Source organism: Shimia biformata (genome assembly GCF_016888515.1).
In the GTDB taxonomy this organism is placed as follows: Bacteria; Pseudomonadota; Alphaproteobacteria; order Rhodobacterales; family Rhodobacteraceae; genus Shimia_A; species Shimia_A biformata.
The window spans coordinates 35,109-58,767 of the sequence record NZ_JAFEJK010000001.1; the positions used below are offsets into that span (position 1 = coordinate 35,109).

At 59.6% G+C, this 23,659-nt stretch carries 22 protein-coding genes; 11 read left to right on the forward strand and 11 right to left on the reverse strand.

Annotated features, from left to right (window positions below; genetic code table 11):
• Positions 1-8: 8 nt before the first annotated feature.
• Positions 9-2,780, reverse strand: a complete 2,772-nt coding sequence (gene fdhF, locus JQ863_RS00185; RefSeq protein WP_204112325.1) for a formate dehydrogenase subunit alpha — start codon at positions 2,778-2,780, stop codon at positions 9-11.
• A gap of 191 nt (positions 2,781-2,971) precedes the next feature.
• Between fdhF and JQ863_RS00190 the strand changes: the two genes are divergently transcribed.
• Positions 2,972-3,628 (forward strand): histidine phosphatase family protein, encoded by a 657-nt coding sequence (locus JQ863_RS00190; protein ID WP_204112326.1) that lies wholly within the window; start codon positions 2,972-2,974, stop codon positions 3,626-3,628.
• 57 nt (positions 3,629-3,685) lie between these two features.
• Here the strand turns inward: JQ863_RS00190 and JQ863_RS00195 are convergent, their stop codons facing one another.
• Positions 3,686-3,865, reverse strand: a complete 180-nt coding sequence (locus JQ863_RS00195) for a zinc-finger domain-containing protein (RefSeq protein WP_204112327.1) — start codon at positions 3,863-3,865, stop codon at positions 3,686-3,688.
• An 86-nt stretch (positions 3,866-3,951) separates the two neighbouring features.
• On the opposite strand from JQ863_RS00195, the gene JQ863_RS00200 reads away from it, so the two are divergent.
• Complete coding sequence (locus JQ863_RS00200) at positions 3,952-4,884, forward strand: ABC transporter ATP-binding protein (protein WP_204112328.1); 933 nt, start codon at positions 3,952-3,954, stop codon at positions 4,882-4,884.
• Positions 4,885-4,890: 6 nt separating this feature from the next.
• Here JQ863_RS00200 and JQ863_RS00205 read toward each other — a convergent pair whose 3' ends face one another.
• A complete protein-coding gene (locus JQ863_RS00205) occupies positions 4,891-5,244 on the reverse strand; it encodes a hypothetical protein (RefSeq protein ID WP_204115002.1) in 354 nt (117 codons plus the stop codon).
• 186 nt (positions 5,245-5,430) lie between these two features.
• Between JQ863_RS00205 and JQ863_RS00210 the strand changes: the two genes are divergently transcribed.
• Positions 5,431-6,447 (forward strand): glutathione S-transferase family protein, encoded by a 1,017-nt coding sequence (locus JQ863_RS00210; protein ID WP_204115003.1) that lies wholly within the window; start codon positions 5,431-5,433, stop codon positions 6,445-6,447.
• Here JQ863_RS00210 and JQ863_RS00215 read toward each other — a convergent pair.
• The gene (locus tag JQ863_RS00215; RefSeq protein WP_338055451.1) at positions 6,444-6,809 is read right to left on the reverse strand and encodes a response regulator; all 366 of its coding nucleotides are present in this window, start codon (positions 6,807-6,809) and stop codon (positions 6,444-6,446) included. The genes JQ863_RS00210 and JQ863_RS00215 overlap by 4 nt on opposite strands.
• 178 nt (positions 6,810-6,987) lie before the next feature.
• On the opposite strand from JQ863_RS00215, the gene JQ863_RS00220 reads away from it, so the two are divergent.
• The 3 genes from JQ863_RS00220 to JQ863_RS00230 all read left to right on the forward strand — a co-directional run bounded on the left by JQ863_RS00220 (position 6,988) and on the right by JQ863_RS00230 (position 10,062).
• Complete coding sequence (locus JQ863_RS00220) at positions 6,988-7,926, forward strand: aminotransferase class I/II-fold pyridoxal phosphate-dependent enzyme (protein ID WP_204115005.1); 939 nt, start codon at positions 6,988-6,990, stop codon at positions 7,924-7,926.
• Positions 7,923-8,831: an adenosylcobinamide-phosphate synthase CbiB gene (gene cbiB, locus JQ863_RS00225; protein WP_204112329.1), complete on the forward strand. Its 909-nt coding sequence runs from the start codon at positions 7,923-7,925 to the stop codon at positions 8,829-8,831. Before JQ863_RS00220 ends, cbiB begins: the two co-directional genes overlap by 4 nt.
• 61 nt (positions 8,832-8,892) lie before the next feature.
• Positions 8,893-10,062, forward strand: coding sequence for a lytic murein transglycosylase (locus JQ863_RS00230; protein ID WP_204112330.1), 1,170 nt, complete (start codon positions 8,893-8,895; stop codon positions 10,060-10,062).
• 19 nt (positions 10,063-10,081) lie between these two features.
• On the opposite strand, the gene JQ863_RS00235 is transcribed toward JQ863_RS00230, so the two are convergent.
• A complete protein-coding gene (locus tag JQ863_RS00235) occupies positions 10,082-10,900 on the reverse strand; it encodes a sulfotransferase family protein (protein ID WP_204112331.1) in 819 nt (272 codons plus the stop codon).
• Positions 10,901-11,043: 143 nt separating this feature from the next.
• Between JQ863_RS00235 and JQ863_RS00240 the strand changes: the two genes are divergently transcribed.
• Positions 11,044-12,621, forward strand: a complete 1,578-nt coding sequence (locus JQ863_RS00240) for a DUF5928 domain-containing protein (protein WP_204112332.1) — start codon at positions 11,044-11,046, stop codon at positions 12,619-12,621.
• A 12-nt stretch (positions 12,622-12,633) separates the two neighbouring features.
• Here JQ863_RS00240 and JQ863_RS00245 read toward each other — a convergent pair whose 3' ends face one another.
• Genes JQ863_RS00245 through JQ863_RS00265 form a run of 5 tightly spaced genes read right to left on the reverse strand, consistent with a single transcriptional unit; the run spans position 12,634 to position 18,327 of the window.
• Positions 12,634-13,383 (reverse strand): SDR family oxidoreductase, encoded by a 750-nt coding sequence (locus JQ863_RS00245; protein WP_204112333.1) that lies wholly within the window; start codon positions 13,381-13,383, stop codon positions 12,634-12,636.
• Positions 13,370-15,151, reverse strand: coding sequence for an IlvD/Edd family dehydratase (locus tag JQ863_RS00250; protein WP_204112334.1), 1,782 nt, complete (start codon positions 15,149-15,151; stop codon positions 13,370-13,372). Before JQ863_RS00250 ends, JQ863_RS00245 begins: the two co-directional genes overlap by 14 nt.
• A 10-nt stretch (positions 15,152-15,161) precedes the next feature.
• A complete protein-coding gene (locus tag JQ863_RS00255) occupies positions 15,162-16,004 on the reverse strand; it encodes a fumarylacetoacetate hydrolase family protein (protein WP_204112335.1) in 843 nt (280 codons plus the stop codon).
• The gene (gene eno / locus JQ863_RS00260) at positions 16,001-17,317 is read right to left on the reverse strand and encodes a phosphopyruvate hydratase (protein ID WP_204112336.1); all 1,317 of its coding nucleotides are present in this window, start codon (positions 17,315-17,317) and stop codon (positions 16,001-16,003) included. Before eno ends, JQ863_RS00255 begins: the two co-directional genes overlap by 4 nt.
• Positions 17,314-18,327 (reverse strand): phosphotransferase family protein, encoded by a 1,014-nt coding sequence (locus tag JQ863_RS00265; protein ID WP_204112337.1) that lies wholly within the window; start codon positions 18,325-18,327, stop codon positions 17,314-17,316. Before JQ863_RS00265 ends, eno begins: the two co-directional genes overlap by 4 nt.
• Before the next feature lie 201 nt (positions 18,328-18,528).
• Between JQ863_RS00265 and JQ863_RS00270 the strand changes: the two genes are divergently transcribed.
• From JQ863_RS00270 to JQ863_RS00285, 4 genes are read left to right on the forward strand one after another with little or no spacing between them, the layout of a single operon-like run.
• On the forward strand, positions 18,529-19,947 hold the full coding sequence (locus tag JQ863_RS00270) for a circularly permuted type 2 ATP-grasp protein (RefSeq protein WP_204112338.1): 1,419 nt from the start codon (positions 18,529-18,531) through the stop codon (positions 19,945-19,947).
• A gap of 4 nt (positions 19,948-19,951) precedes the next feature.
• Positions 19,952-20,893 (forward strand): alpha-E domain-containing protein, encoded by a 942-nt coding sequence (locus tag JQ863_RS00275; protein ID WP_204112339.1) that lies wholly within the window; start codon positions 19,952-19,954, stop codon positions 20,891-20,893.
• A 7-nt stretch (positions 20,894-20,900) separates the two neighbouring features.
• On the forward strand, positions 20,901-21,698 hold the full coding sequence (locus tag JQ863_RS00280) for a transglutaminase family protein (protein WP_204112340.1): 798 nt from the start codon (positions 20,901-20,903) through the stop codon (positions 21,696-21,698).
• Positions 21,699-21,734: 36 nt separating this feature from the next.
• Entirely contained in the window at positions 21,735-22,469 is a 735-nt protein-coding gene (locus JQ863_RS00285) for a proteasome-type protease (RefSeq protein WP_204112341.1), read from the forward strand.
• A 122-nt stretch (positions 22,470-22,591) separates the two neighbouring features.
• On the opposite strand, the gene JQ863_RS00290 is transcribed toward JQ863_RS00285, so the two are convergent.
• Positions 22,592-23,629, reverse strand: coding sequence for a TolB family protein (locus JQ863_RS00290; protein WP_204112342.1), 1,038 nt, complete (start codon positions 23,627-23,629; stop codon positions 22,592-22,594).
• Positions 23,630-23,659 lie beyond the last annotated feature (30 nt).

A 23,659-nucleotide genomic window follows, 5' to 3' on the forward strand; every position in this document is an offset into this window, starting at 1 on the left:
ATATCCATTTACTCGGCGGCGACGGTGATTTTTTCCACCCGCACAGCCGAGAACTTGAATTCGGGGATTTTGCCGAAAGGGTCAAGGGCAGGATTGGTCAGGATGTTGGCTGCCGCTTCGACATAGGCGAAGGGAAAGAACACCATGTCCTCGGCCACCGCCCGGTCCGCCCGGGCCATGACATCGATTGACCCACGCCGGGTGGTCAGACGCACCAAGTCACCGGGTTCGACCCCCATCCGCCGCAGCGTTTTGGGATTAAGCGAGCAATTTGCCTCTGGCTCAACCGCATCCAGTACCTTGGACCGCCGTGTCATCGACCCGGTGTGCCAATGCTCAAGCTGACGTCCTGTGGTCAGGATCATCGGGTATTCGGCATCCGGCGCTTCATCCGGCGCGATCACATTGGCCGGAGCAAACCGTGCGCGCCCGTCGTCGCGCGGGAAACCATCGCCAAAGACAATTGCCTGACCGGGGTCCTCGGGTGACAGCGACGGATAAGTGATCGACTGCGTCTCAAGCCGCTCCCAGGTGATGTTATCGAGCGACTTCATGTTCAGCTTCATCTCGGCAAATACGTCTGACACATCCGCATAGTTCCAGGGCAATCCGATCCGCTGGGCCAGGTCGACGGTGATTTCCCAATCCACCCGCGCGTCGCCGGGCGGAGGCACGGCCGCGCGCACGCGCTGGACCTGCCGGTTGGTATTGGACACGGTCCCGTCCTTTTCATAAAGCGCCGAAGCCGGCAGGATCACGTCGGCATAGTTTGCCGTCTCGGTCAGGAAAATGTCCTGCACGACCAGATGATCGAGCTTGGCCAGCGCATCGCGGGCATGGTCGACATCCGGGTCCGACATGGCCGGATTTTCACCCAGAATATACATTCCCCGGATCTGGCCTTCATGCACCGCGTCCATGATCTCGGTCACGGTCAGGCCCTTCTGGTCCGAGAAATCCCCGCTGCCCCAGACATCGGTGAACGATTTGCGAATCTTGGCGCTGGTCACGGTCTGATAATCGGGCAGGAACATCGGGATCAGACCCGCGTCCGACGCCCCCTGCACGTTGTTCTGCCCGCGCAAGGGGTGCAGCCCCGCGCCCGGCTTGCCGACATTGCCGGTCATCAGCGCCAGCGCAATCAGGCAGCGCGAATTGTCGGTGCCGTGAATATGCTGGCTGACACCCATGCCCCAGAAGATCAGCCCCGCCTTGCCACCAGCGAATGTCCGCGCCACCCGTCGCAGCTGTTCTGGTGACACGCCGCAGATCTCGGACATCGCCTCAGGCGAAAAGGCCTTAAGGTGTTCCTTCTCGGCTTCCCAATTCTCGGTGAAACGGTCGATATAGGCCTCGTCGTATAGGCCCTCCTCGACGATCACGTGCATGATGGCATTGAGCATCGACACGTCTGCGCCGGGGCGGAACTGTACCATTTCGGTGGCAAACCGCCGCAGGCCGACCCCGCGCGGGTCCATCACGATCAGCTTGCCGCCGCGCTTTGTGAACTGTTTGAAATAGGTCGCCGCGACGGGGTGGTTCTCGATCGGATTGGCCCCGATCACGATGGCGACATCTGCATTTTCGATCTCGTTGAATGTGGCCGTCACCGCCCCCGAACCGACATTCTCGATCAGCGCCGCCACGGACGAGGCATGGCACAGCCGCGTGCAGTGGTCGACGTTGTTGTGACCAAATCCCTGACGGATCAGCTTCTGAAAAAGATAGGCTTCTTCGTTGGTGCATTTGGCCGAACCAAACCCGGCAACCGCCTCACCGCCGTCGCTCTTTCGCAGGTCGACCAACCGCTTTGCGGCCAGGTCCAGCGCCTCGTCCCACGTCGCTTCGCGGAAATGGGTCAGCAGGTTGCCGGGATCGACATTCAAACCTTTCGCGGGCGCATCCGCGCGCCGGATCAGCGGCTTGGTCAGGCGGTGTGGATGGTGGATATAGTCAAAACCGAACCGGCCCTTGACGCACAGACGGCCTTCGTTGGCGGGACCATTCAGCCCCTCAACAAATTTGACTTTGCCGTCTTTTACCTTGAGCGACACCTTGCACCCCACGCCGCAGAACGGGCAGACGCTTTCGGTTTCGCTGTCGAAATCGGCGCTGTCACCGACTTGGGTATCGTCCAGTACCGTCGCTGGCATCAGCGCCCCGGTCGGGCAGGCCTGCACACATTCCCCGCAGGCGACGCAGGTCGATGCGCCCATCGGGTCGGCGATGTCGAATGTGGGATAGGCATCGTGCCCCCGCCCCGCCATACCGATCACGTCATTGACCTGCACCTCGCGGCAGGCACGCACGCACAATCCGCATTGGATACAGGCATCCAGATTGACTCGCATGGCGACGTGGCTGTCGTCCAGCAGCGGGATCCGCCCCTCTTCCAGCTTCGGGAAGCGGCTGTCGCTGACGCCGTTCAGATCAGCCATCTCCCAAAGGTGGCTGGATTTGTCATGCGCTGCGTCGCGCGCGGGCTGATCTGCCAGTAGCATCTCGACCACCATCTTGCGCGCACCTTCCGCGCGGGCCGAGTTGGTGGTGACCACTATCCCCTCGGACGGCTCGCGAATACAGGATGCCGCCAGAGTGCGCTCGCCGTCGATCTCGACCATGCAGGCGCGGCAATTGCCGTCGGGCCGATACCCCGGCGCGGGTTTGTGGCACAGATGAGGGATCACCAGGCCACGGCCATGCGCGACTTCCCAGATCGTCTGACCTGCCTCGGCCTCAACCTCATTGCCATCCAGAATGAAACGGATTCTTTCGCTCATTTCCCGCGCCTCCTTGCTTGGGACAGTCTAGTTCATCCGCAAAGGGAAACGAGACCCCCATTCCGACATCCCGGCCTGTATTTGCGCCACCGGATGTTCCGACAGGACGAAAGGACAGCGCATAGGAAACCGCCCTTCCCTTTAGGCGTCATTGGACCTAGCAAAGGGTGGCAAGAGCAAAGGACCGGATCATGCCCAACATCACCCTTGTCCGCCACGGCCAGGCGAATTCGGCCGCGAAGGATGAAACCAGCTATGACCAGCTGTCCGATCTTGGCTGGACACAGGCACGCTGGCTGGGCGACCACATGCGCGCCACGGGCGATCACTTTCAGCGCATCTATGCCGGCACACTGAACCGGCAGGTCGATACGGCGCGTGGGATGATGGGCGACGCGGTCGAGATCGTGCAGGATCCCCGCCTGAACGAGCTGTCCTATTTCACCATGGCCCAGCTTCTGGACGATCAGCAGGGTATCCCACTGCCCGACACACGCGAGGGATATGTCGCCCATCTTCCAAAGGTGTTCGGCGCCTGGATGCGGGACGAAATCGCGGACGTGCCGGAACGCTATGCAGATTTCGAGAAACGCGTGACGGATGCGCTGGATGACATCGCCGCCGGTCACGGCCGCGCGGTCGTCGTCACCTCAGGCGGAGTAATCAGTCTGGTCATGCGCAGGGTGCTGGGGCTGGACTTGATGGGATGGTCACAGATGGCGCTGGCGATCCAGAACACGTCGGTCCACCGACTGCACCTGGTCGGTGACCGCCCGATGCTGGCGCAGTTCAACGCCACACCGCACCTTGAGCAACCCGACAGGCACCACGCACAGACACATCTTTAGGGGCGCGGATTCGCCCCTTTTTGTGTTGCGAGAGTTTTCAGAGTCTATCCGGCAGGATCAGGCAGCGTCCGCGTGGTCCTTGTGAACGAACTTGCAGTCGCAATAGGGGCACTCGACCCAACCGTGTTCATTCGGGATCTGCAGCCAGACGCGGGGATGGCCCAGGGCGCCCACGCCGCCGTCACAGGCAACCTTGTAGCTGTCCACGATCTTGGTTTCCGGCGCTTGGATGGTCATTCCGCGATGTCCTTCTGGTTGTCGTTGGCGGTCTGTTTGGCTATGCGCGAATATGAGCGAACAGGGACGCGGGGGCAAGTGCACGCATGACGCAGAACGCCATTGAAATTCGCGGGTTGCAAAAGACCTATCGGGGCGGACGCCACGAACCGGCAAAACAGGCGCTGAAGGGTGTCGATCTTGATATTCCTGCAGGCTCGATATTCGGCCTTTTGGGGCCAAACGGCGCCGGCAAGTCGACGATGATCAACATCATGGCCGGGCTTGTGACCAAAACGGCGGGGTCGGTTCGCATTTGGGGCTTCGACCAGGACCAGAACCCGCGCCAGGCCCGCGCCGCGATCGGGGTCATGCCACAAGAGCTGAACCTGGACCCGTTTTTTACCCCGCGCGGCGCGCTTGAGGTTCAGGCCGGGCTTTACGGGGTGCCAAAATCGCAGCGGCGTTCAGACGAGATATTGGAAATGGTCGGCCTGTCCGACAAGGCCGAAGCCTATGCCCGCACCCTGTCGGGCGGCATGCGTCGGCGGTTGCTCTTGGCCAAGGCGCTGGTGCATTTCCCGCAGGTTCTGGTTCTGGACGAGCCCACCGCCGGGGTCGACATCGAGCTGCGCCAGATGTTGTGGCAGAACGTCCGAAAACTGAACCGCGAGCGCGGCATGACCATCATCCTGACAACACATTATCTCGAAGAAGCCGAGGAAATGTGCGACGAAATCGCGATTGTCCATCAAGGCCAGAAGATCACGCAGGCCGCGACATCGGACCTGCTGGGCCAGATCGATGCCAAGACCATGGTCATCGACCCTGCATCCCCAGCCAAGATTTTGCCGCAAGCAGACGGGATCGACGTAACCCTGCGCGACGACGGCACCATCGCGCTCAGTTATCACGCCCGCCAGACCAGCGCCGAAGACGTGCTGCGCGCGGTGCGCGACGCCGGGATCACGATTCGCGACGTAAAGACCGAGCAGGCAGACCTTGAGGATGTGTTCCTCGACTTGACCCGCAGCCGCTAGAAGCAGTTAGCTTTCGTTTGTCAAAAGCGCGACGGGCGTGTGTTCGTCGCGATAGAAATCCAGCGGCGCCGAGTCGGATGCCGCAGTCGAGCGCTTGAACTCGTAATGCATCAAGTCACCTTCGGCCTCGGACGCGACGATCAGGCATTGGTAGATGTGGCGCGCACCGTCGTACAGATCGACGAAACCGCGCAAATGCGGTGCGTCCTGAATATCAAGCGTAAAGCCATCGCTGCGGAATTTCAGGACCCTGAACATCTCTCCCCCGGCTTCGACGCGCAGGCGGCTTTTCTTTTTCAGGTCTTTCTTGCGCGCGGCATCCAGCCCCGCCTGGACCTCTTTTGGCAGAAAGGTGGTCATCGCGGTTTCTCCATCCCAGCCTACATTCGAGGCCGTACGGGTGATTCCGTCAAGCATTCCCATGAAGAACTTGTGAAACCTGTGCGCCAGCACACAACTGATTTGCGCTGTGTTGCGTTTTCGGCGCAGGTGACGCGACCTAGATGAGAAGCAGTGAAGCCGAAAAACAACCGGAGAGATTCTGCGATGGGCCAACTTGTAGATGGGAAATGGGAAATCCGGCCGCTGCTGGACAAATCCAAGAGCGGCGCATTCAAGCGGAAACCATCACAGTTTCGCAACTGGATCACAGAAGATGGCTCGGCCGGTCCAAGCGGACAAGAGGGTTTCAAGGCGGAAAGCGGACGGTATCACCTCTATGTATCGCTGGCCTGCCCTTGGGCACACCGCACCCTTATCTTCCGGCAACTGAAGGGTCTTGAGGACCATATCGGGGTATCTGTCGTTCATCCTGACATGCTGGATCATGGCTGGACATTTGACACCGACGACAAAGGGGCGACCGGAGACGATCTGTTCGGCTATGGCTTCGCGCATGAACTCTATTCCCGTGCCGATCCGCACTACACGGGTCGCGTGACGGTGCCGATCCTGTGGGACAAGACGCGAAATACAATTGTCTCGAATGAAAGTTCCGAGATCATCCGCATGTTCAATTCCGCCTTTGACGGAATCACTGGCAACAAGATTGATTTCTTCCCCCACCCCCTTCGGGACGACATTGAGGCGGTCAATGAGCGTATCTATAACACGCTCAACAACGGTGTGTACAAAGCCGGGTTTGCGCGCAGCCAGTCCGCCTATGATGCCGCGATCTACCCGCTGTTTGACACACTTGACTGGCTTGAAAATCGTCTGGAGTCACAGCGCTATCTGATGGGTGACACCCTGACGGAAGCCGATTGGCGCCTGTTTACGACTCTGGTTCGTTTCGACGCGGTGTATCACATCCATTTCAAATGCAGCCGCAACCGGATCGTGGATTTCCCGAACATTTGGGGCTTTACGCGCGAGCTGTTCCAAATGCCCGGAGTCGCCGAAACCGTGAACTTCGATCACATCATCCGCCACTATTATTATAGCCATGAAAGCATCAATCCGAACAGGACAATACCCCTTGTCAGACTTGCGGGTTTTGATGCCCCCCACAGACGAGACGAAGGCGGCACGGTCCGGGAACAGGTAGTTGCAGCCAACAGCTAGTCCGCGTCGGCATAGTGTTCGACGAGCGCAGCAAGATCCGTGGCAGAGGTTCCGGTGCGCACCATGGCACAGGCATTGGCACAATGCGAAAACACCGACCCGTCGGAAAAGAAACTGCTGTTGGTGACAAAGATCACCCGCGCCTTCGGGCGGCGATATCCCGCATAGTCGGCCACTGACAGCGCGCCGCCGCCGGGCAAGTCGAGGTCCAGAATGACAACGTCGAATCCTGCGCGGCGCAGCTTGTCGATGGCCTGCTCGATCGATACTGCCAAGTCGACCTGAGCCCCCATCCGTTGCAGATGCCGCATCCAGACAGTCCCGAGCGCTGGCTCACCCACTACAATCAATACTCGCATCATTCCCCGATCCGGGGGCAATCCCGGTTCACGCACATAATATCGCGGCGTTATCTCAAGATTGAACGGATTGATTAACGAATCCTTAACACGCCCGACGATCGGCCATGGCTTGCCAAACGTCGTTGATTGCGTTTGATGGCGTGAGCCGAAGGAATTGCGCAGGGGAACTGACGTGCCGATTGAAACCAGGAATCGCGATCACGGAGGCGGGATCGACGCCGCCTGTCTGCGGTTTGGAGGCGCAAGGCATGACTGGCTGGACCTGTCGACGGGGATCAACCCACTGCCCTACCCGGTGTACGAATTTCCTTCCGACGCATGGACTTCACTTCCTGACAGGGCAGCGCAGACTCGGCTGATCGACGCCGCACGTCAGTTCTGGGACGTACCAGAAGGGTTCGACATCCTGCCGGTTCACGGTGCATCAGCCGCCATAGCCGCCCTGCCGCGCGTTTTGCCAGGACAAAACGTCCATATTCCCGCCCCGACGTACAACGAACACGCCGCCGCTTTTGACGCGGCACGCTGGTCCCCGGCGGAGCGTGACGCCGATGTTCAGGTGATTGTTCATCCCAACAATCCCGATGGTCGGCTGTGGCGTCGGGACGAGGCCTCGGCACCGTTCACAGTCGTCGACGAGAGTTTTTGCGACGTCGCGCCCGGCAAATCGCTGTTGCCGCATCTGAATCCGGCGGACGGGCTGGTTCTAAAGAGCTTTGGCAAGTTCTGGGGGCTGGCCGGGCTGAGGCTGGGCTTTGTGATTGCGGCACCTGACATCATCGGCGCGATGGCGGACGCGACGGGGCCATGGTCGGTTTCAGGCCCCGCGCTAGACATTGGTGCAAGGGCATTGTCTGACCTGGACTGGGCAACTTCCACACGCGCACGTCTGACACGCGACGCTACCAGGCTTGACCGCCTGATGGCCAAGTCCGGGGCGGAACTTGCGGGTGGCACAAGCCTGTTCCGCCTGTACGCGGTCGATGACGCCGCCACCTGGCAAGAGCGGCTTGCCCGCGCCCATGTTTGGTCTCGCATTTTCCCCTATTCAAAAACCTGGCTGCGACTTGGTCTTCCCGCCCCGGACCGCTGGGAACAACTGGAGGCGGCGTTGTGAGTACCTCTTTCCTGCTTGTCCTTGCGCTGTGTCTGGACGCCGCCCTTGGGGAACCGCGCTGGCTGTGGTCACGCCTGCCACATCCGGCCGTTCTGATGGGCCGGCTGATCGGTTGGGCGGATCGCAATTGGAACCAAGGCGCAAATCAGCGCGAAAAAGGCGCAGCGGTTGTCGTTGCACTTGTTGTCGGGATGGCGGTTCTTGGCGCGGTTCTTTCGGCTTTGGGCTGGGTCGTCACCGTGGTTGTCGCCACGATCCTTCTGGCGCAGCGATCGCTAGTCGATCATGTGCAGGCGGTCGCCGACGCGCTGCGCCTTTCGACGGGGGACGGGCGGCTGATGGTGGCGCGCATCGTCAGCCGCGACACATCCGACATGGACCAAAGTGCTGTGTCGCGTTCTGCCATCGAATCCGCCGCGGAAAACCTTTCGGACGGCGTTGTCGCACCGGCATTCTGGTTCCTAGTCGCCGGATTGCCCGGACTATTGATCTACAAGGCCATCAACACCGCCGACAGCATGATCGGCTATCGCACTGACCGTTACGAGGAGTTTGGCAAGGCGGCGGCGCGGCTGGACGATCTGTTGAATTTCATTCCAGCCCGTTTGACCGCCATCATGATCGCTGTCGGTTGGGGACTTCTGGGTGAGTGGTCCGCCATTCGCTTGGATGCGCGCCAGCACCGTTCACCAAATGCAGGCTGGCCCGAGGCCGCAATGTCCCGCGCCATTGGCGTGGCGCTGTCCGGCCCGCGATCCTATGATGGCGCACTGCGCGAATTCCCGTTTGTTAATCCAGAAGGTAAGCGCATTTTGGGGGCTACGGATATTGATGCCGCAATCCGGGTTCTGTGGGCGATTTGGGGTGGCCTGTTGGTGATCGCCCTGATCCTGACTCTGTTGTGATGCTTGAAGCGAAAGGCTGACCTGCTAACCTTTCCCCAACGATTTGATATGAGGATTTCCCATGCGTCTGTTTTTCTCAGCGGCCCTGTTTGCGCTTTCCACCCAGTTTGCCCATGCCAATACACCCTGTGGCGGTTCGTTCAACGGCTTCGTGGGTGATCTCAAGGCCGAGGCCTTGGCCAAGGGGCACGCCCGCAAAACGGTGGACAAGTTCTTTTCCAGCGTCCGCCACGACCCAAAAACGATCAAGGCAGACCGGGCGCAGGGTGTTTTCCAGATGCCGTTCATCGACTTTTCACGCCGTCTGATCAGCCAGAACCGGATCAATGTCGGCCAAAAGAAAGCACAGCAATACAAATCCGTCTTTGACACGATCGAGCGGAACTACGGCGTGTCGCGCGGTGTGCTTCTGGCGTTCTGGGCGTTTGAAACCGACTACGGTGCTTTTCAGGGTGATTTCAACACATTGAATTCGCTCGTGACGCTGTCGCATGACTGCCGCCGCCCTGCCTTGTTCCGACCGCAGGTCTTTGCCGCGCTCGAACTCTACGAACGTGGAGATTTCGATCCACAAAAGACAACAGGTGCATGGGCGGGTGAGATCGGCATGGTCCAGATGCTTCCGGCTGACATCCTTGAGAACGGCGTCGATGGAGACGGAGACGGCAAGGTTCGCCTGAAGACCTCGGCCCCGGACGCACTGATGTCCGGTGGAAAGATGCTGCAGCATCTTGGCTGGCGCAAAGGCGAGCCGTGGCTGCAAGAGGTCAGCGTTCCGGCCAATCTGGACTGGTCGAAAAGCGGATTGGACACAACCCTTTCGACCGGCGAATGGGCGCAGATGGGTGTCAAGCCGCGTTATGGCAAGCTGGCGAACCTGCCGGCGTCGCTGCTGCTGCCGCAGGGCCGAAAGGGACCGGCATTTTTGGCATATCCAAATTTCAACGTCTATTTCGAGTGGAACAAAAGCTTTGTCTACGTGACCACAGCGGCCTATTTCGCCACGCGACTGGAAGGCGCACCGGTCTATGATGCGGGTTCGCCCGAGCCGGGGCTGTCCAGTGGCCAGATGAAGCAGTTGCAGCAGAAACTGAAGTCGCGCGGCCACGATGTCGGCAAGGTTGACGGCATCCTCGGCGCCAAGACCCGCGCGGCCGTTCAGAAAGAACAGCAACGTCTGGGTTTGCCCGCTGATGCGTGGCCGACCCCAGCGCTTTTGAACAAGCTCTGACCGCGTTCAGACCCGTTGATCAGTCGCCCAGCTTGGCGTGGACCTCATCAAGGTCGATCTCGCCGATGGGCATCTTGTTCGACGGGTCTTCGAAGTCATATTTGAACAGGTCGAAATCGCGTTTGTAGATTTCATATACCAAGTGCATCGACAGATCGTCGAAATAGTCCTCGACGGGATGAGCGCGCTTGGGTCCGTGACCTTCGGATTCATTGAAACGCGGCACCTTGGCCAAATCGACGGAATGCGCCGTGTCGATGGCATCCAGCACCTGCTGCATCCCGTCGTTGAAACTTTCGGTCCAGAAGATCTTGTCGTAGCGCCCGCCATTTACAATGAAAGTCGAAACATGGCCCGACATCGCCGACCAATGAATGTCAGGCTCCATCGGACGGCGCCAGCGGATGGTATCGCGGGCAAACAGAAGGAAGCGGCGGAAGCTTTGAATCTGGTCGAACTCGGCCTTGCCGTCATCGCCACCGACTTCGATCCCGTATTTCTGAATCAGCATCGGCACCAGATTTCCGCGATAGCGTTTTCCGTTGCGCTGAATGCCGCAAATCTTGTCGAAAAACGAGCTGAGGATACGGGTATAAGGGTTGCGAACGCAGGTGAAGGCATAGGACTTGTGCTGGGTCACATTTTCGGTGATCAGCGGCTGGCTGTCCTCCAGCGCCCATTTGTGCATCCCGTCCTTGGCGTCGTGAATATCACCATCGAAATAGCGGCCATGGTCAGAGTAATACATGATCTGCCCGATGGTCGAGCAGGCGCATTTCGGGACGACCCTGTAAACGACGCTTTCGGACTCAGTCATCCAGGTTCCGGGAAATCCCATATTGCGATGCCTCCGCATTCAGACCGCTTGGCAGCGGTTTCGAATTGATTTGCAAACAAAAAAGCAAACAATACTGGTTTATTCAATCACCGTTCCTGATAATCAGGAAACAATCGAGCAGAACAAGGACCGGCGTTTCCCAGATGGCAAGAATTGCATATATCCTTCTATGCCATAAGGATCCCGAGTCGATCATCCTGCAAGCGCAACGCCTGACCGCGACAGGCGACTATATTGCGATCCATTTCGACGCCAGTGCAAAGCCCGAACACTATACCCTGATCCGAGACGCGCTGGACGACAATCCCAACGTCACCTTTGCCAGAAAGCGGATCAAATGCGGCTGGGGGGAATGGTCTCTGGTCCAGGCCACGATCAACGCGCTCGAAGTTGCTGTCGAGACCTTCCCGCGCGCCACGCATTTCTACATGCTGTCCGGCGACTGCATGGCAATCAAATCGTCGGAATACGTGCATGACTTCCTAGATGAAAACGACGCGGATTTCATCGAAAGCTTCGACTATTTCGACAGCGACTGGATCAAGACCGGCTGGAAGGAAGAGCGGCTGATCTATCGCCACTGGTTTAATGAGCGCACCCAGAAACGCCGGTTTTACTGGATGTTCCATCTTCAGAAGAAACTGGGACTGACGCGCAAGATTCCCGATGACATTCAGGTCATGATCGGCAGCCAATGGTGGTGCCTGCGCCGACAGACGATCGAGTGGATCCTGGACTTCATCGCTCGCCGCAAGGATGTGATGCGCTTTTTCCGCACCACATGGATCCCGGACGAAACCTTTTTCCAGACTTTGGTGCCCCATCTGATCCCGGAAAGCGAGATTCGCAGGCGAACACTGACATTCCTGATGTTCACCGACTACGGGATGCCGCTGACCTTCTACAACGACCACTACGACCTGCTTCTGAATCAGGATTTCCTGTTTGCCCGCAAGATCAGCCCCGAGGCCCTTGAGCTGAAAGAGAGGTTGGGGCAGCTTTATGCCGCCAAGGGCGTCAAATTCGAGATTTCCGGCGAGGGGCCGAACCTGTTCAAGTTCCTGACCGGTCGGGGGCGGATCGGGAGGCGATTTGCGTCGCGGTTCTGGGAATCTGAATCCACTCTGGGCCGCAACCGAGAACTGCTGATCATCGTCTGCAAGAAATGGCACGTGGCCAAGCGCCTTCTTTGGCGCATCCACGAGGAAACCGGCATTCCGGCCATCGAATACCTGTTCAATGAAGACGGCACATCGCTGCCTGACCTTGGCGGGATCCAGTCGACCCTGGAAAAGCGCACCCGCCATCGCCGCGCATTGACGCGGATGCTGTTTGACTTCTACACCACTGACCGGCTGCTGATCTGCATGGATTCCAGTTCGATCGACCTGTTACACGACTTTTTCGGAGATCGCTCCAAGACCAGGCTGCTTGAGATCCAGTGCGATTTCACCGATGACTACCTGATCGGCCATGCGACCCGGATCGGGCTTGCCGGGGAGCGGACGCCGCAGGACACGATCGAACGGCTTTTGCCAACGATCCGGCAGGATATCGTGCTGGAAAGCGACCACATCCGCGACGCGAATTTTGAAAACCACGCGCGTTTACGCCAGAGCGACGACATCGACGATCGCGCCGCGGCACTGATGGATTTTCTGTCAGTTGGTGAAGACCGGGCTCGTCGGATCGCCGACCTGCCGCACCTGTTTGACGACTAAGTCCCGGCCCGATCAGATGGTGATGCCGCCATCTACCTGAAGTGTCTGGCCAGTGATGAACCTGCCATCTTCGCTGGCAAGGAAAGCGCAGATGCCGGCGATTTCTTCGGGCTTTCCCAAACGGCCTGACGGCTGGCGGCTGATGAAGAAATCCCATGCCTTGTCGCGACTGCCGAACTGCTCGGCCAGTTCCTCGATCCTCTGGTGCAGGCTGGGGCTGTCGACTGTGCCGGGGCAGACCGCATTGCAACGCAGCCCCTCGGCCACATAATCCGCTGCCATTGCTTTGGTCAGACCGATGACACCGCCTTTGGCTGCGCCGTATGCAACTCGCTTCGGAAATCCCTTCAACGACGAAGCAACCGAGGCGATGAAGGTCAGCGCGCCGCCATGGGCACGCATCTTTGGCACTGCGCCTGCGGCCACGTTGTAGGCACTGTCCAGCGTGATCGCCAAGGACCGGCGCCAGTCGGCGGGGCTGCATTCCTCGATCGTGCCCTGATGAACATAGCCAACCGCGTGAACCAGCGTATCGATCCGCTCAAACCCGGCGAAATAGGCCTGCACCGCGTCATAATCGGTAGCATCAAGCGCCGCGGTTTCGCCACCGAAACCGGCAAGAAGTTCGGCGTTCAGATCCGAGGCAAAAACCGTCGCGCCCTCGGCACGCAGGCGGTCCGCCACGGCGCGGCCGATGCCCTGACCGGCAGCAGTCACCACGGCGACCTGCCCTGTCAAACGACCTTTGTCAGTGGTTGTCACGCGGTATCCCCTTGGTTTGCGCGATGCGCTGGTACTTGACCGCCGGCTTCAGGACCATGCCCTTGTCGAACTGGTCCACGATTCCGCGTTGGATTTCCTGCCACGGGGTCTGATGCTCGGGGAAACGTGGCGCGGTGTCGGCCTCGTATGTCGCACGGCGTTCGGCCAGTTCTTCATCCGAGATCTTGATGTCGGCGCGCCCAGTCTTGAGGTCGATCCGCAGGATGTCCCCGGTCCGCACCAGCGCCAGACCTCCACCAACCGCCGCCTCGGGACAGGCGTTCAGGATCGAGGGGCTGCCCGAAGTGCCGGACTGCCGCCCGTCACCGATACAGGGCAATTCGTCGATGCCACGTTTGATAAGTGCGGCGGGTGGTTGCATGTTCACCACTTCGGCACCGCCGGGATAGCCAACCGGCCCGGTGCCACGCACGACCAGCACGCAGGTTTCGTCAATCTCAAGCGATGGATCGTCGATGCGGTGGTGGTAGTCTTCGGGGCCGTCGAAAACGATGGCACGGCCTTCAAAGGCGTTGGGATCATCTGGGTTCGAAAGGTAACGCTTGCGGAAATTCTCGGAGATGACCGATGTCTTCATAATCGCGCTGTCAAACAAAGTGCCCTTCAGGTTCAGGAACCCGGCCGCCGGTTTCAACGGCTCGCCAAAGGGCCGGATCACGTCATGGTTTGTGACGGCAGCATCGGCATAGACCGTGGCCACCGGCTGCCCGGTCACCGTGACAGCGCCGGGATGCGGCAGGGCGGACGCGCCCAGCAACTCGGCAAAGATGCCCGGTACGCCGCCGGCGCGATGGAAATCCTCGCCCAGGTATTTGCCTGCCGGTTGAAGGTTTGTCAGAAGCGGAATCTCGTGTCCGATCTCTTGCCAGTCGTCATTGGTCAGCTCGATCCCCAAATGCGCCGCCACCGCGTTCAGATGGATCGGAGCGTTGGTCGAACCGCCGATGGCCGAGTTTACGACAATGGCGTTCTCGAACGCCTCGCGGGTCATGATATCGGACGGCTTCAGGTCCTCATGCACCATCTCGACGATGCGTCGCCCGGTTTCATAGGACATCTGACCCCGCTCTCGATAAGGCGCGGGAATTGCGGCGCTGCCCGGCAGCTGCATGCCCAGCGCTTCGGCCAGCGAATTCATCGTCGAAGCGGTGCCCATCGTGTTGCAATAACCCACCGACGGCGCAGAGGCTGCGGCAATGTCCATGAACTCGTCATAGTCGATCTCGCCCGCCGCGTGATCCTTGCGCGCGGCCCAGATCGCGGTGCCCGATCCCGCTCGCTCCCCTTTGTGCCAGCCGTTCAGCATCGGACCGACCGACAGAGCGATAGCAGGAATATTGACCGTGGCCGCCGCCATCAGCAGCGCAGGCGTGGTCTTGTCGCAGCCAATTGTCAGGACAACCCCGTCAATCGGGTACCCATAAAGGCTTTCCACCAGCCCGAGATAGGCCAGGTTCCGATCCAGTGCCGCGGTCGGCCGCTTGCCGGTTTCCTGGATCGGATGCACCGGAAACTCGAAACAGATGCCGCCGGCCGCAACGATCCCTTCGCGCACGCGTTTGGCCAACTCAATGTGGTGGCGGTTGCAGGGGCTCAGGTCTGACCCGGTCTGGGCGATCCCGATAATCGGCTTGCCCGACTGCAACTCTTCCCGCGTGATCCCGAAGTTCAGGTAGCGCTCGATATACAGCGCGGTCATGCCGGGATTATCGGGGTTGTTGAACCATTTTTGCGAGCGAAGGGTCATTACGGAATCCTCAGAGTGAAATCACGGTCTGACTTTGCTCTGACAGCCCGTCAATGCCAAGAGAAACAACATCGCCAGGATTGAGCCAGACCGGGGGCGTCATGCCTGCCCCTACACCCGGAGGCGTGCCGGTGCAAATCAGATCCCCCGGTTCCAGCCGCAGAAACTCGCTCAGGTAGCTGACAATCGTGGCGACATCGAAGATCATCGTGTCTGTATTGCCGGTCTGCATCCGCTTGCCGTTTACGTCCAGCCACATGCCCAGCGCCTTGGCATCATCAACCTCGTCCCCGGTCACGATCCACGGACCGGTCGGGCAGAAATTGGGAAAACTCTTGCCCTTGGCCCATTGACCCGATCGCTCCATCTGCCATGCGCGCTCGGACACGTCATTGACCAAGGTATAACCCAGCACGTGATCCAGCGCTTCCTCTTTCGAGATGTTCAATGCGGGCTTGCCGATCACCACGCCCAGCTCGACCTCCCAGTCAAGCTTGGTCATTTTGGGGCTGTAAAGCAGCGGATCGTTGGGCGCGCAGAAGGTGCCCGACGCCTTGTTGAACAGGATCGGTTCTTCGGGGATCGGCAGACCGGCTTCGGCCGCATGGTCGGAATAGTTCAGCCCGATGCAATAGATATTGCGCGGCTGTGTCATCGGCGTACCGATGCGCGCACCATCAGTCTCGACCGGGGGCAGCGCCGCAAAATCGACGCCGGAAAGTGTCTCAATAAGCGTTGCAAATGTCTCGGGACCGAAATCGGCGATCAGCCCGCTGACATCACGCGCGGTCCCGTCTGCACCCATTACGCAGGGGGTTTCCTGACCTTCGGCGCCAATACGAAGAAGTTTCATGCGGCTGTTTCCTTTCCGTTTTTCCGGCCCCACCAGGTCCGCGCCAATGCCGCGCCCCCCGCAAAGCTGCCCGATCCGGGTTCATCCTGGATGCGCAGGCATTCGTTCCACTTGACCATCCGCTCGGACCGGGTGAACGACCCAACCTTGAGCTGGCCAGCGCCCAGTGCCGTCGCCAGATGTGCGATCGACACGTCCTCAGTCTCGCCCGACCGGGCCGAAACGATTGCGCCCCACCCGTGTTTGCGCGCCGCACGGAAGGTCGCAAGCGATTCACTGACTGTCCCAGCCTGATTCACTTTCACAAGAACTGCATTGCAGGCCCCTGACGCTGCAGCCTGCTCGACCAAGGCGGCGTTGGTGACAAGGTAATCGTCCCCAATAATCTGCACACGTTCACCGAAGCGGCGGGTGAACTCGACCATTCCGGTTGTGTCATCCTCGCCCACCGGGTCTTCGATCGAGGCGATGGGATAGGCATCCAGCCAACCACCCAGCATGTCGATCAGCTGGCCCGAGTCCATCTCGCGGTCTTCCAGGGCAAGACGATAGCGACCATCTTTGCCAAATTCCGACGCAGCCACGTCAAGCGAGATTACGACACGGTCACCGGGCGTCTCCCCCGCCTTTTCGATGGCGGCCACCAGCGTTTCCAGCGCCTCTTCGTTGCTGTCAAAAACCGGCCACCAGCCACCTTCATCAGCAACACCCGCCATCTTGCCCTTTTGCGCCATGATCGAACCGGCGGCGAAATAGACCTCGTTGGTGACTTCCATAACCTCGTCAAACGAGGATGCGCCCGGCACCATGATCATGAAATCCTGAATATCGACGCGTCGTCCGGCATGCGCGCCGCCACCAAAAATCTGGATCTCTGGCAAGGGGATGGCGGGAGTGGTGCCTTCCATTTCCGCGACATAGCGCCAGAGCGGAAGCCGGGCCGAAGAAGCAGCCGCATGTAACACAGCCAGCGACGTTGCCACGGTCGCGTTTCCGCCAAGGTTTTCCTTCAGCGGCGAAGGATCAAGCGCAAGAATAGCATCGTCGATGCCCTGCTGATCGCGCACATCCCGCCCTACCAACGCCGGAGCAATCACCTCATCGACCGCCGCAAGCGCCCGCGCCACGTTCTTGCCGCTCAGGGCCGAACCGCCATCGCGCAGGTCAATCGCCTCACGGGTGCCTCGGGATGCGCCAGCGGGAGCAATTGCCCGGCCGAGGCTGCCGTCAGACAGGGAAATGTCGACCTCGACAGTCGGATTCCCGCGCGAGTCCCAGACCCGGCGGCTTTTGACCTTGGTGATAATGCTCAACGATCCAGTTCCTTCAATTGTCCGGCCACGGTTTCGACGAAACCCGCCAGCGTGTTCTTGGGTGAATTGATCAATGGCGGCGCGATCATCCGCAGCCGCGCCTTGCCCGGAGGAGTCAGGTATTCCACCGGTGATTTGCCGTCGATCCGCGCCAGCATCAAAGCCGGCAACAGCGCCGCGATCCGCGCTTCAAGACGCGCCACCGATTCCCAGTCGACATGCCGTTCGTAGGCTGCCCAGAACGCCAGCACCTCTTCGAGATAGGCGTCGCGCATGACAGGCAGATGGATGGCTTTCAGGACAAGGTGATTGAGGCAGAACGCCGGGTCGAAAGACGCGTCACCCATCGTTGCGCATTCGGCGTCCAGAACCACCGGACGACCGCCACGGAACAGGATGTTCTTGGGACTGACGTCACCGTGAACAAGTACCTTGTCGTCGGCATACAACATGTCTGCCAGGCCGGTCAGCGCGGCCCTTAGCCCCTCGTGGCGGGTCGCCGTGAAGGTCAGGTAGGGTTCAATCCTGAGCGCCCGAAAGTCATCCCGGTTCTGAAACGGGGCCGAGTCAAACCCCGGCCGGGCCGAAGCTGCATGAATGCGACCGATCAGGTCGCCAACTGCTGCCGCTTCACCTTTGGGCGGCACTTTGTCCAGCAGCACCGACTTCCAAAGATAGATCGCATCGCCGTCGAGGAACTCCATGGCAAAGCCGTGCTGCTCTTCGCTACGTCCATAAAGGCGAACCGCGCTGTCTGGCGCGATTTCCGATGCCACCCGCAGCCATTCGTATTCGGCGCGGTTGCGATGTACCGGGGCGTTCCAGTCCTCGGCCACTTTCAGCTTGGGCAACGCGAATTTCACACAGATCCGGCGCCCTGCAACGTCGACTTTCGCGATGTCGGACGCCACCCCGCCGGTCAAAGGCGTGACCTCGGTCACATCATCCGGCCGCGCCACCCCAAGCGCCGCAACAAGGCGTTTGCATCTTTCGTCGAGCGCCACACTCATCCCCGGGCCCTTTCGAATATCACCGCAGCGGCAAGCATTACCGCCCACAAAAATGTTCACGTGAACAATTACGAAGTCGAAAACACTGAGTCAACTGCGTTGTGAAATCTTTTTGCTGAAAACGAAGGCGACCGTCGGTCGTTTGACGCCTCGGCGTTCGGCAGGTGTTGCCTTTTGTCACGACTCGGCCATGATCTGATTATGACCCAGATATTTGACGAAATGACAACGGAAGACGGGTCCCTCAGAGACCCTTATGCCGAAATCGGGCGCTGGTTCGGCAACGAAGATGTTTCACGACTGCGCGCCAAACAGCGCGAGGCGGAAGAAGTCTTTCGCCTGACCGGGATTACCTTCAACGTCTATGGCAAAGCGGAAGCCGAGGAACGGCTGATCCCCTTTGACATTGTGCCCCGCGTGATCTCGCATCGCGAATGGCAAAAACTGTCGCGCGGCATCGAACAGCGTGTCCGCGCCATCAACGCCTTCCTGCACGACATCTATAACCGGCGCGAGATCGTGAAAGCAGGCCGCCTGCCGGAGGAGATGATCTCGCAGAACGAAGCCTTTCTTCCGCAGATGCTGGGTGTGACACCGCCAGGACACGTCTATACCCATATCGTCGGGATCGACCTTGTGCGCACCGGGCCGGATGATTTCTTCGTGCTTGAGGACAACGCCCGCACCCCATCCGGGGTCAGCTACATGCTGGAAAATCGCGAGACCATGCTCAAGATGTTCCCCGAACTGTTCACCGCCACGCGGGTGCAGCCGGTGTCGGACTATCCGCGCAACCTGCGCCGGTCACTGGCCGCCTGCGCGCCCGCGATGACAACCGATGAGCCAACCGTGGCGGTGCTGACGCCGGGGATTTATAACTCGGCCTATTACGAACATGCCTTCCTTGCCGACCAGATGGGCGCGGAACTTGTCGAAGGCCATGACCTTCGGGTTGTCGACGGGCGCGTCGCGATGCGCACCACACGCGGTTACAAGCCGATCGACGTGCTGTATCGCCGCGTCGACGACGAATACCTCGACCCGCTGAACTTCAATCCCAATAGCGCGCTTGGCGTGCCGGGCATCATGGATGTGTATCGCGCCGGGGGCATTACCATCGCCAACGCACCCGGCACGGGGATTGCCGATGACAAGGCGATCTATTCCTACATGCCCGATATCGTCGAATTCTATACCGGCGAAAAAGCGATCCTTCAGAATGTTCCAACATGGCGTTGTTCCGATCCTGAGTCGCTGAAATACGTGCTGGACAACCTCGCGGAGTTGGTTGTGAAAGAGGTGCATGGCTCGGGCGGATACGGTATGCTGATTGGCCCGACCTCGTCCAAACGGGAACTGGCGACCTTCCGCAAGAAGCTTCAGGCAAACCCCGGCAACTATATCGCCCAGCCGACGCTGGCGCTATCGACTGTGCCGATCTTCACCAACAAGGGGTTGGCGCCGCGCCACGTGGACCTGCGTCCCTTCGTGCTTGTCTCGCCCGAGGGGATCAACATCACCCCCGGCGGCCTGACCCGTGTGGCGCTGAAGAAAGGGTCGCTTGTGGTGAACTCGTCCCAAGGTGGCGGCACCAAGGACACCTGGGTGCTGGAGGACTGACGCGATGCTGGGAAAAACCGCTGGCGGGCTGTTCTGGATGGCACGTTATCTTGAACGCGCAGAGAACACGACACGCCTGCTGGAAACCGGGCAACGGATCGCGCTGACACGGTCCCACGCCTCGAATGATGAATGGGCGTCGATCATGCAGACCGCCGGGGTTGCGGCGGGTTTTGCAGACAAGCATGGCGAGGTGACAAAGGACGCCACCATCGACTGGATGCTGCGCGATATCGACAACCCATCCTCGGTGCGCGCCGTGATGAAACAGGCGCGCGACAATGCCCGCCTTGTGCGCACCGCGCTGACCCACGAGGTCTGGGCCGCAATCAACGCCGGCTGGATGCGCATCGACGAGGCGCTGGGCCGCAAAGTCAATGAACGCGACCTGCCTGCGGTGCTGGACATGATCCGGCAATCGACGGCCCTTGCCCGCGGAGCAACCCACGGCACCATGTTGCGCAACGATATCTATGATTTCCTGCGACTGGGCACTTTCATCGAGCGCGCCGACAACACCGGCCGAATCCTGGACGTAAAGTACTACGTCCTATTGCCGACTTCTTTTTCGGTCGGTTCTTCGCTGGACAATGTCCAATGGGACACGATCCTTCGGTCGGTCGGAGCCGGCGGCGGCTATCGCATGACCCACGGCCAACGCACCGGTCCATCCGAGATTGCCCAGTTTATGATCCTCGACCAGCGCATGCCGCGTTCTCTGCGTTTCTGCTGTTCCAAGATCGCATCAAACCTTGATTTTCTTGAAAAGGACTATGGCGAAGAAAAACCATCCGGCAGCCTTGCCCGGACCCTGCATGGCCGCTTCAAGGGGCTGACGATAGCCGAGGTCTTTGACCACGGCCTGCATGAATACATCGAGGATTTCCTGCGCGATCTGGGCGCCCTGAGCAGCCGGATCGAAATAGACTATCGGTTCTACGAGTGAGGGCGCCATGAAACTGCGAATCCGACACAGCACCCGATATGATTTCGATGCCGCCGTTCCCTTTGGCCTGCAACAATTGCGTAAGACTCCCAAAAGCTTTCGCAGCCAGAAAGTTCTGGAATGGCGGACCGAAGTGACCGGTGGACAAAAAGAACTGAGTTTCGACGACTACCACCGCAACAAGGTCGAACTGATAAGCTTCGAATCCGGTACTCGGCATATCGAACTGCTCAGCGAGGGCGTGGTCGAACTGACCGACACCCATGGTGTCACCGGTCCACACGAAGGCACGACGCCGCTATGGTTGTTCGAGCGCGCAACCGACCTGACCAAACCGGGAAAACTCTCGCGCGAGCTGGTGCGCGGAATCGACGGCAGCAGCGAACTCGACCGGCTGCACGCGCTGTCGGCGGAACTGCATGCTCGGGTGGAATACACCATCGGCGCGTCCCATCCCGACTGGACGACCGAAAAGGTCCTTGAAGAAGGCAAAGGGGTCTGCCAGGACCATGCTCATGCGTTCCTGACCTGTGCCCGCCTGATGGGGCACCCGGCGCGCTATGTCTCGGGGTATTTGATGATGGACGGGGTTCAGGACCAGGACGCGATGCATGCCTGGGCCGAAGCCCATGTTGATGGGCTGGGGTGGGTTGGCTTCGACGTGTCGAACGGCATATCCCCGGATGCGCGTTACGTGCGCGTTGCGACGGGACTGGACTATTCTCAGGCCGCTCCTGTATTGGGCACAAGACTCGGCGATGCGGGCGAAACCCTGTCTGTGGCGCTGGAAGTCGCGCAGCAATAAGGCGCCCGCAGGCGTGTTCAGGAACAGGAATCGGCCATGACCTATGGCGTTGGTATCCGGCTAAATAAGGGGCTCGTGTTCATGTCGGACACGCGCACGAACGCCGGAGTCGACAATATCTCGACCTTCCGCAAGATGTTCAGCTGGGACGTGCCCGGAGAGCGCGCGATCACATTGATGACGGCCGGTAACCTGGCCACGACTCAGGCAGTGGTGTCGATACTGGAAGAGCGGATGAAAGCCCCCGCGGACCGCGCGCCCTCGATGTTCGAAGCGCCGACCATGTTCCAGGTCGCGCGGATCGTGGCCGCAACCCTGAAAGAGGTAATCGCCACGCACGACAAGGCTGGTCAGCAGGCGGATTCGGCCTTTCACGCGACGATGATCCTGGGCGGCCAGATATCCGGCGGACCATCACGCCTGTTTCTGATCTACCCGGAGGGCAACTTCATCGAAGCCGGCGCAGAAACGCCCTTCTTCCAGATCGGCGAGACCAAGTATGGCCGCCCGATTCTAGTGCGGGCCTACGACCCGGACATGACGTTCGAGCAGGCGGTCAAACTTCTGTTGGTCAGTTTTGATTCGACAATCAAGGCCAACCTTTCAGTCGGGGCGCCACTAGATGCCGAACTTTACACCGAAGACAGTTTGACAACCGGCCGCCAGATCCGCTTTCACGCCACCGATCCCTATTTCGAAACTATCTCGAACAGCTGGGGCGACGCCCTGAAAGACGCGCTGGACCAAATGCCGGATTTCAAACTGGACTAGTGGGGGTGGGCACCTATCCGGGGCGGGCACCGGGTTCAGATCATGTGCCGAAAGCTGACAAAGGCAAAGCGGTTTTCTCATTCGGCTCCTGAAGCGAACTGCCGATCATTCAAGACAGCCCCCTACGCGCCACCATTTCCAGTAACTGGATAGGCGACATATGCAAATCGGTGGCTGTCAGGAGACCAACTGTTCACGTTTATCGTTCCCTGCCCGCCAAAAAGTTCGACCGCAGTACACGCGTTCATCCAGTCTCCGTCCCGCACGACGCGCAATTTCACCCGTTTATCTGCAGGGTGTCCGCGAGTGTTTTCCGGGTAGGCCAGATAGAGCGCCAACTTGCCGTCGGGCGACAAATGCGGGAACCAGTCAACGGTGTCAGAAAACGTCAAGCGCGTCACGCCAGAGCCATCGGGTCGCATTCGGGCAATCTGCGCATGTCCACTAAACTGCTCGGTGTTGAAATAAATCCATTGCCCGTCAGGACTGTACTCTGGCCCGTCTGCCGGCACTCCTGCGTTCGTCAGTTGACGAAAGTTCCGGCCATCGGCCGCGATGAGGCAGATTTCGGCCGAGGCAAAGGTTTCCTTGCCTCCCGATTGATCCACCTGGACCCCGACAAAAGCCAGTTCCTGCCCGCTTGGAGAAACACCATGCAGGAAATTCCGCAATCCTTGCGGACCGGCGTTGCCTGTAATCTGAACCGCACGGCCGCCCCTTAATGGCGCCAGATAGATCTGCCAGTTGTCATAGGTGGAAACAAAGATTTCGCGGCCATTCGGGTGAAGGACATGGTCATTGTTTGCCGGTGGCAGTCCCTCAATCTCAATCGGAATCAGGCGTGGGTCATCAAATGACAGGCGCCACAAACGGCCATCCCCATTAAGAATCAGCGCGTCCCCCCGAAGCGTCCAGTTCGGGGCCTCCAGCAATAGGTCCTGTGTTTCAAAAACAAGCTGATCTTGACCGGTTTCGGTGTCGTGGACCCAAACTTGGCAAGTTTGGTTATGAGCAAGCGTTCGTGGTGGCATACTCAACAGATACGTTTTCTTCCAAGACCAGAGCAAGTCGCCCGGCCCAAATATGCGCTGCGATACGAAGAAACCCGTTCGATGAAGAAAATCACCCGTTTCGCGACCAAAACAAAGCGCGAAAACCACTCAATACACATACGGCTCCAAGCACCGCTC